The organism is Psychrobacter sp., from assembly GCF_035469765.1.
In the GTDB taxonomy this organism is placed as follows: domain Bacteria; phylum Pseudomonadota; class Gammaproteobacteria; order Pseudomonadales; family Moraxellaceae; genus Psychrobacter.
Genome location: NZ_DATIRM010000113.1, coordinates 1 through 6,448 on the forward strand (window position 1 = coordinate 1; position 6,448 = coordinate 6,448).

Here is a 6,448-nt window from a genome sequence, read left to right on the forward strand (position 1 = left end):
TCTGTCTGTGTAGGCGCAGCAAGCAAGAAAAATTTGCACCAGCAGTACGTGTTGTATCGATATTACTTTTCACCGACTATAGTATGTAAAAGATTACAGTGAATTTTTATTTATAATAATGAGTCCACATCAGCCGCACCTTGTCTAATTATTTCAGGCTGACCACTGGTCATATCAACGATGGTGGTTAGCTTGGTTGTTTTGATGCCAGCATTGATTAGCCCGTCTATCTGATTGCCCAGTAACTCTTCTATCTCAAAAGGGTCGTCTAATATCTCATCACGATTCGGCAATATTAATGAGCTGGTTAAAATAGGTTCATCCATCGCTTCTAATAAAGCTTGAGCAATAGCGTTACTTGGAACACGAATACCAATGGTTTTTTTCTTCGCATGTGCCAGTTTCTTAGGTACATCTTTGGTGGCGTTTAAAATAAAGGTAATAGGCGCTGGGGTATGGGCTTTAAGCTGTTTAAACTGTACATTGTCTACCGTAGCATAATTGGCAATCTCACTTAAATCGCGACAAAGTAAGGTAAATTGATGCTTATCATCAAGTTCACGAATGTGTTTAAGCTTCTCTAAGGCGTCTTTTGCACCCAAGCGACAGCCGAAAGCATAGCTGGTGTCGGTTGGGTAAATGATTAACTGATCCCTACGCAGCAAGTCTGCTACTTGCTCAATCAGCCGCGGCTGTGGATTTTCTGGATGAATATAAAATACTTGCATAACAGTTCCTTATTTTATAATTATTAGATTTTGGTTATTTGAGAAATCGTGATGATAAGAAGTTTATTAACATAAATTTTACTTGCTTCGCTGATGCTTCAAATGCTGCTTTATTGAATAGTATAGCGCAAAGCCAATATAAGTTTATGATCAAGGCGTTACTATGAGTAGAGAATCGTTAATATTGGCATATAGCCTAAGAGGTCTTGCAAACTGTTAATAAGGCGTGCAGCAAGGTTTTAGCGTCAGGTGGTAAAGTATTTGGTTTTTTGAGATAGATTTGAACTTGTTGGTAAACGTCCTCAGCAAAAGTACTAGCGCTAGTATCAAAATCTGCAAAGAGATTGTCTTGTGACACTTGAAAGGGGCGTCTGCAAGCTAAGTTAAATAAACATTCTAGAGCTTGTGGCTTAATCTCAACGCGCTCAAAAGCCTTTTGCTGCGCCGCTGAACGTCCATCGGCTGCATACCAATAACCAAAATCAGGGAGTAGTCTGCGCTGCGGACCTGCCACACAAAAATGGCTTAATTCGTGCAACGCACTGGCAAAAAAACCATGGGCAAACTCAATTCTAGCAGGTTGGTTGTCTTGTGCTGGGAAGTATTCTGGCTCGCCCACACCACGAACCAACATCACCTGTTTATCTTTAAATAAATGATTGAATAATAAGATTAACCAGTCTGTCATTGCTTGTTCGATATTTTCAGCCGAAGATTTACCGTGTGAAGTAAACTCAGCTAAGTTATGTTGAGCCGTTCCACATTTCTTGACGTCTTCAATGAATGCTTTAGAGGTGTGAATAGATTGTTGGTTAACCAGATACCGCCACTGTGATGACCGCTTTTTTAATTGGGCGTCTGTTTCAAAATTGATACTATCATCAGTGAGGTTAATTTTTTTACTTTGGCGTTCATCTAGATACGATAATAAATTTTTGCGCTCAATACTAGATAGTAAGCTTGAGAAGTCAGGCTGAGTGATAGACGATATCATAAGTGAAAGTTTAACCAATAAAGAATAACAGAGCAGGGCGTTCTACATATTTAAGCAAATAATAAGTAAAATATATTCAGTACCAAAAAATTTTAACATACTAGCGCTAGCGCAATAAGGCGCTTTCCGTTAGTATGGCAGGCAATATTATACATCGTTTTCGATCAATGAGGCCGCGCATGTCAAGTACCCAAGATAACAAGTCATTAGCGCTTCAGGCTAGTAAATTGCAAGTGCCTACGTCAACCAGTATGCCTGATAATATCTCCTTAAATAAATGGGAAGACACAGGTTTTGAGTGGGAAGGTGAGGTAGCCCCTAGCGCTTTTGAGCGTCTTGTTACTGTATTGAACACCGAGCATGAGCAATCCAATATCTTGCTCAAAATCAACTTATATCGCCGTAATAACGTATTGCATCTGGCTTTTACCCTAACGGGTGAAGTTTGGTTAACTTGCCAGCGTTGTTTGCAACCAGTCGCTACCGAACTAACAGATGATTATAATATCGCGTTACTTGATGACGAGAGCCAAATACGTTTAATTAATGAAGAGCAAGATTACTTAATACTTGAGGAAATAGTCACTGAGCAATCACCGGAGCGATTATTGCCACTTAAAAAATTAATTGAAGATGAAATTTTGCTCAAAACGCCAATGGCGCCAAAGCATGACGACTGTGAAATGAGTGTTGAGCAGTTTGGTGAGATACCTGAAGAAGAAGAAACTGAAAATCCTTTTGCTGCTTTAGCATCTCTAAAAGGCAAGTTATAACAGTTACAAACTGTATTGATAAAAGATATATTGGAATATTTTCTACTATCTTTTTGCCAGCTTTATGCATAAGAGTGAAAAGCAGGGCTTTATTAATCCGCTAAACATGCGTATAATGTCCCGTTTATTGCATTCTAGCAATCTGCTACTGGCAGATAGGCGCTGACCTTGCAAACTAACTATAGATTTTAGACGTAATCAGCACTTTAATACGTGGCAATCTATTTAACTAATGATGCGTAAGACTTAGGTTGTTGTGATTATATAGCCTCTGTCAGTGTCGATTAAAGCTGAATTTCAAGCTTATCCCCTTTTAAGTATAGGAGCTATATCATGGCCGTTCAAAAAAGTCGTAAAAGTCGTTCACGTCGTGACATGCGCCGTTCACATCATCGTATGGAAATCGCTGAGATAAGCATCGATGCTACTACTGGTGAAAAACATCGTCGTCATCACATGACTAAAGATGGTTTTTATCGTGGTCGTCAGTTGTTCAAAGTAAGTCAAGACGCTTAATTTATTGTTGTTTGATGGCTGCTAAAGATTATGATGGTTTTTATGACTGTCGATGTTCTTTATAATGCTATTATTCAGCCGTTGGTTTGAGCTAACGAAAGCCAAGTTATTTCGCTATCATATATTATGTGGCTAGATAACTTGGCTTTTTGCTATCAGTTTTCTAGTCGCTAGTTTTTAGTGCTCTTTTTTTAATACGGTTTATTGAACCATAGCTTTTGATAAATATTTGTAATACCTAATCTATCATGCAAGGCATATTTGATGTGCTCATCATAAATCGCGTTATCAGACTTATGAGGGTAAGACGCATAATTAAGTTTCTGGCAGCTATGCTAATGGTCGATGTCAGTGTATAGTTTCATAAGCGCACATTGTCTTAACGGACTAGTGACGGTGAGCGCTCTATAAAAATATCCTATATAGTCTTTAACTCTACAATGAACCCCATTCATGCTAGGGGTGTTTCCAATCAAATAAGGAATATTGGTTATGGGCTCTGTACCCGATATGATAAAAAAACAACCAACCCGTATTGCAATCTTGTTTCCTGGGCAAGGCTCACAAGTCGTCGGTATGACAAGCGAGCTTGCTGAAACCTATCCTGAGATTCTTGAAACCTTTACTGAAGCAAGTGCGGCATTAGGCGAGGATTTATGGGCAATCTGTCAGGACGAAGACAAGCTCAATCAAACCCAATATACACAGCCCGCATTACTAACGGCTAGTATCGCTATTTGGCGTATCTTACAACTAAAAATAAAAGATAAGCCTTGTTACCTAGCCGGTCATTCTCTTGGCGAATATAGTGCTCTCTGCGCTGCTGGTGTGCTGTCACTTACTGATGCGGTAAAACTGGTGCATAAGCGTGGTCAATTGATGCAAGACGCTGTAGTAGGTATTGATACGGCTATGGCAGCAGTACTGGGTTTGGAAGATCATCGAGTCGAAAATTTGTGTGAGCAAGCAACCGAGCATGTAGATGATGCGATTGTTGGCGCCGCAAATTTTAATAGCCCAGGACAGGTTGTCGTTTCTGGTAATGCTGCAGGTGTTAATGCAGTTATTGATAAAGTACAAAATACGGGTAAAAAGGCCATTCCATTAAAGGTAAGTGTGCCGTCACACTGTGCTTTGATGGAGCCTGCTAGTAAAGCGTTGGCAGCAGAGCTTGCCGCCATTAAGTTTGATCAAGCGACGATTCCTGTGATTCAAAACCGTCATGCGCGCGTTGAAACCAGTGCGGTAGGTATCAAAGAGGCGTTAACTGAACAATTAAGTCAGCCAGTACTATGGTCAAAAACTATGCAAGAGCTGGCAGATAAACAAATTAATATTTTAATTGAGTGTGGTAGTGGTAACGTCTTGAGTAATTTGGCGAAGCGTCAAGCGCATCCCATTATAAGTTATCCGACTGACAAACTCGCTCGTCTAGACAAATTGCTGGAGGTATTATCATGAGCCGTACGATTACATTAGTAACAGGCGCAAGCCGCGGTATCGGCAAAGCTGTGGCCAAACGTTTTGCGAAAGAAGGACATTTTGTCATTGGTACTGCCACCACTGAAAAAGGGGCGGCACAGATTGATGAATATCTAAACGATAGCGGCGGTATTGGTCGAGTGTTAGATGTACGTGATACTGCACAGATTGACAAGCTATTTGAAGAGATAGAAAGCGTTTATGGAGCCGTTCAAGTATTGGTCAATAACGCCGGTATCACCCAAGATGGCTTATTGATGCGTATGAAAGATGAAGATTGGGACAATGTGATAGACACCAATCTAACTTCTGTCTATCGTATGAGTAAACGTGCTATCCGCGGCATGATGAAAGCACGCCGTGGTCGTATCATCAACATTACCTCTGTGGTTGCCCAAATGGGCAATGCCGGTCAATCTAACTATGCGGCGACTAAAGCTGGCGTAGAAGGTTTTAGCCGTACGCTAGCGCGCGAAATTGGCTCACGTCAAGTAACCATTAACTGCGTCGCGCCAGGTTTGATTGAAACAGACATGACTGATGAGCTTGATGAGCGTTTATTGAACTCGATGTTAGATGCTGTACCTATCAGCCGTTTGGGTCAACCAGAAGATATCGCTGCTGCTGTACTGTTTTTAGCAAGTGACGAAGCCAGTTATATCACAGGTGCCGTTCTGCCAGTCAATGGTGGCATGTATATGTAGCAGTTTGCTATCGGATTCTGCCTAAGTGCGATATCATTTAGTGCTGAATCTCAAACGTTACATACTTATAATAAAAAACTGTGTGAACGAGTGTAAACTATAATAAAGGGTGCTATAATGTCGAATACTTTTAAGTCAAAGCCCTGTATGATAGCAATACTTTACTAGATATTAGTCAAGATATATAATTGTTATAGTACACTCAGATGGCCATATGGATCTGAAAACCCCATTTATATACAATGCTATAGTAGCTAAACACGCAACTATGGTAGTTTGTCAAAATAATAGATCAAAAAGGAGAAAACTACATGAGTAATGATACTGAGCAAAGAGTTAAAGCTGCCGTAGCTGAGCAACTAGGTATGAATGTTGAAGACATCAACAACGATGCTTCATTTATGGAAGACTTAGGCGCTGATTCACTGGATTTAGTTGAGTTGGTTATGTCATTTGAAAGCGATTTTGGCATCACGATTCCTGACGAAGATTCAGCAGAATTAACGACTGTTCAAAAAGCAATCGACTACGTACAAGCACAGCTATAATTAGCGACTTGCTCAACAGGTTCGATATGACCGCTTATCTTAATCGATAGGCGGTTTTTTTATGTTTGTTATTTCTCTTTATATTTATTTCGATCATAAATCTCTTCTTTATTAACAATTACGTTAACATTGGCTACGCCAAATCAACATTACTCAACATACTCTTACTGTTCATCGCTTATATCTTTGCTTATACTCATAATAGTAAGCAAAAAAAAGAAAGGGTGATAACCGATATTCGTTATCATCGGAATAACAACAATGCATAATAATTAATAATATCTTAAGGAGCAGTTATATGGGTATGTTCAGTTTTGCAAAAGACATTGGTGATAAGATTTTTAATCGTGATGACGCCAAGCATGATGCTAAAGTAGAAACCAAAGCAGATGCCAATACACCAGTACAGAGTACTGAGCCTTCAGCGCAATCAGTAGCTAACATTTTACTTCGTCGTATTCAGCAGCAAAATCTAAATATCAGCGATTTAAAAGTTAAGTATAATGGGTCAACCGATACCGCAGAGATTAGCGGTAAAGCTAAGACTCAAGCGGATCGCGAAAAAGCAATCATTGCCATTGGTAACGTGCAAAACGTCGCTAAAGTCATTGATAATATCGATATTGAAGAGCAGTCACCAGAGTCGACTATGTATACTGTGAAGTCTGGTGATAGCTTATCTAAGATTGCAAAAGACGTTTAT

General features: G+C 39.7%; 8 protein-coding genes. 6 read left to right on the forward strand and 2 right to left on the reverse strand.

Annotated features, from left to right (window positions below):
* Nucleotides 1-110 precede the first annotated feature (110 nt).
* Nucleotides 111-728, reverse strand: coding sequence for an L-threonylcarbamoyladenylate synthase (locus VLN09_RS03115; protein ID WP_325243742.1), 618 nt, complete (start codon nucleotides 726-728; stop codon nucleotides 111-113).
* Between the two features lie 196 nt (nucleotides 729-924).
* Nucleotides 925-1,722, reverse strand: a complete 798-nt coding sequence (locus tag VLN09_RS03120; RefSeq protein WP_325243743.1) for an elongation factor P hydroxylase — start codon at nucleotides 1,720-1,722, stop codon at nucleotides 925-927.
* 179 nt (nucleotides 1,723-1,901) lie between these two features.
* On the opposite strand from VLN09_RS03120, the gene VLN09_RS03125 reads away from it, so the two are divergent.
* The 6 genes from VLN09_RS03125 to VLN09_RS03150 all read left to right on the forward strand — a co-directional run.
* Nucleotides 1,902-2,495, forward strand: a complete 594-nt coding sequence (locus VLN09_RS03125) for a YceD family protein (protein WP_325243744.1) — start codon at nucleotides 1,902-1,904, stop codon at nucleotides 2,493-2,495.
* 333 nt (nucleotides 2,496-2,828) lie between these two features.
* Nucleotides 2,829-3,011 carry a 50S ribosomal protein L32 gene (rpmF, locus tag VLN09_RS03130; protein WP_011279813.1) on the forward strand — a complete coding sequence of 61 codons (183 nt, stop codon included), beginning with the start codon at nucleotides 2,829-2,831 and terminating at the stop codon, nucleotides 3,009-3,011.
* A 492-nt stretch (nucleotides 3,012-3,503) separates the two neighbouring features.
* Entirely contained in the window at nucleotides 3,504-4,472 is a 969-nt protein-coding gene (gene fabD, locus VLN09_RS03135) for an ACP S-malonyltransferase (protein ID WP_325243745.1), read from the forward strand.
* Nucleotides 4,463-5,197 (forward strand): 3-oxoacyl-ACP reductase FabG, encoded by a 735-nt coding sequence (gene fabG, locus VLN09_RS03140; protein ID WP_325243747.1) that lies wholly within the window; start codon nucleotides 4,463-4,465, stop codon nucleotides 5,195-5,197. Before fabD ends, fabG begins: the two co-directional genes overlap by 10 nt.
* 311 nt (nucleotides 5,198-5,508) lie before the next feature.
* On the forward strand, nucleotides 5,509-5,745 hold the full coding sequence (acpP, locus tag VLN09_RS03145) for an acyl carrier protein (protein WP_011279816.1): 237 nt from the start codon (nucleotides 5,509-5,511) through the stop codon (nucleotides 5,743-5,745).
* Between the two features lie 298 nt (nucleotides 5,746-6,043).
* On the forward strand, nucleotides 6,044-6,448 hold a 405-nt coding region (locus tag VLN09_RS03150), incomplete at its 3' end, for a BON domain-containing protein (RefSeq protein WP_325243746.1).

Excerpts from the sequence above, each read along its gene's own strand:
- fabD (WP_325243745.1), top strand. The coding sequence starts at position 3,504 with ATGGGCTCTGTACCCGATATGATAAAAAAACAACCAACCCGTATTGCA.
- rpmF (WP_011279813.1), top strand. The coding sequence starts at position 2,829 with ATGGCCGTTCAAAAAAGTCGTAAAAGTCGTTCACGTCGTGACATGCGC.
- acpP (WP_011279816.1), top strand. The coding sequence starts at position 5,509 with ATGAGTAATGATACTGAGCAAAGAGTTAAAGCTGCCGTAGCTGAGCAA.
- VLN09_RS03120 (WP_325243743.1), bottom strand. The coding sequence starts at position 1,722 with ATGATATCGTCTATCACTCAGCCTGACTTCTCAAGCTTACTATCTAGT.
- VLN09_RS03125 (WP_325243744.1), top strand. The coding sequence starts at position 1,902 with ATGTCAAGTACCCAAGATAACAAGTCATTAGCGCTTCAGGCTAGTAAA.
- VLN09_RS03115 (WP_325243742.1), bottom strand. The coding sequence starts at position 728 with ATGCAAGTATTTTATATTCATCCAGAAAATCCACAGCCGCGGCTGATT.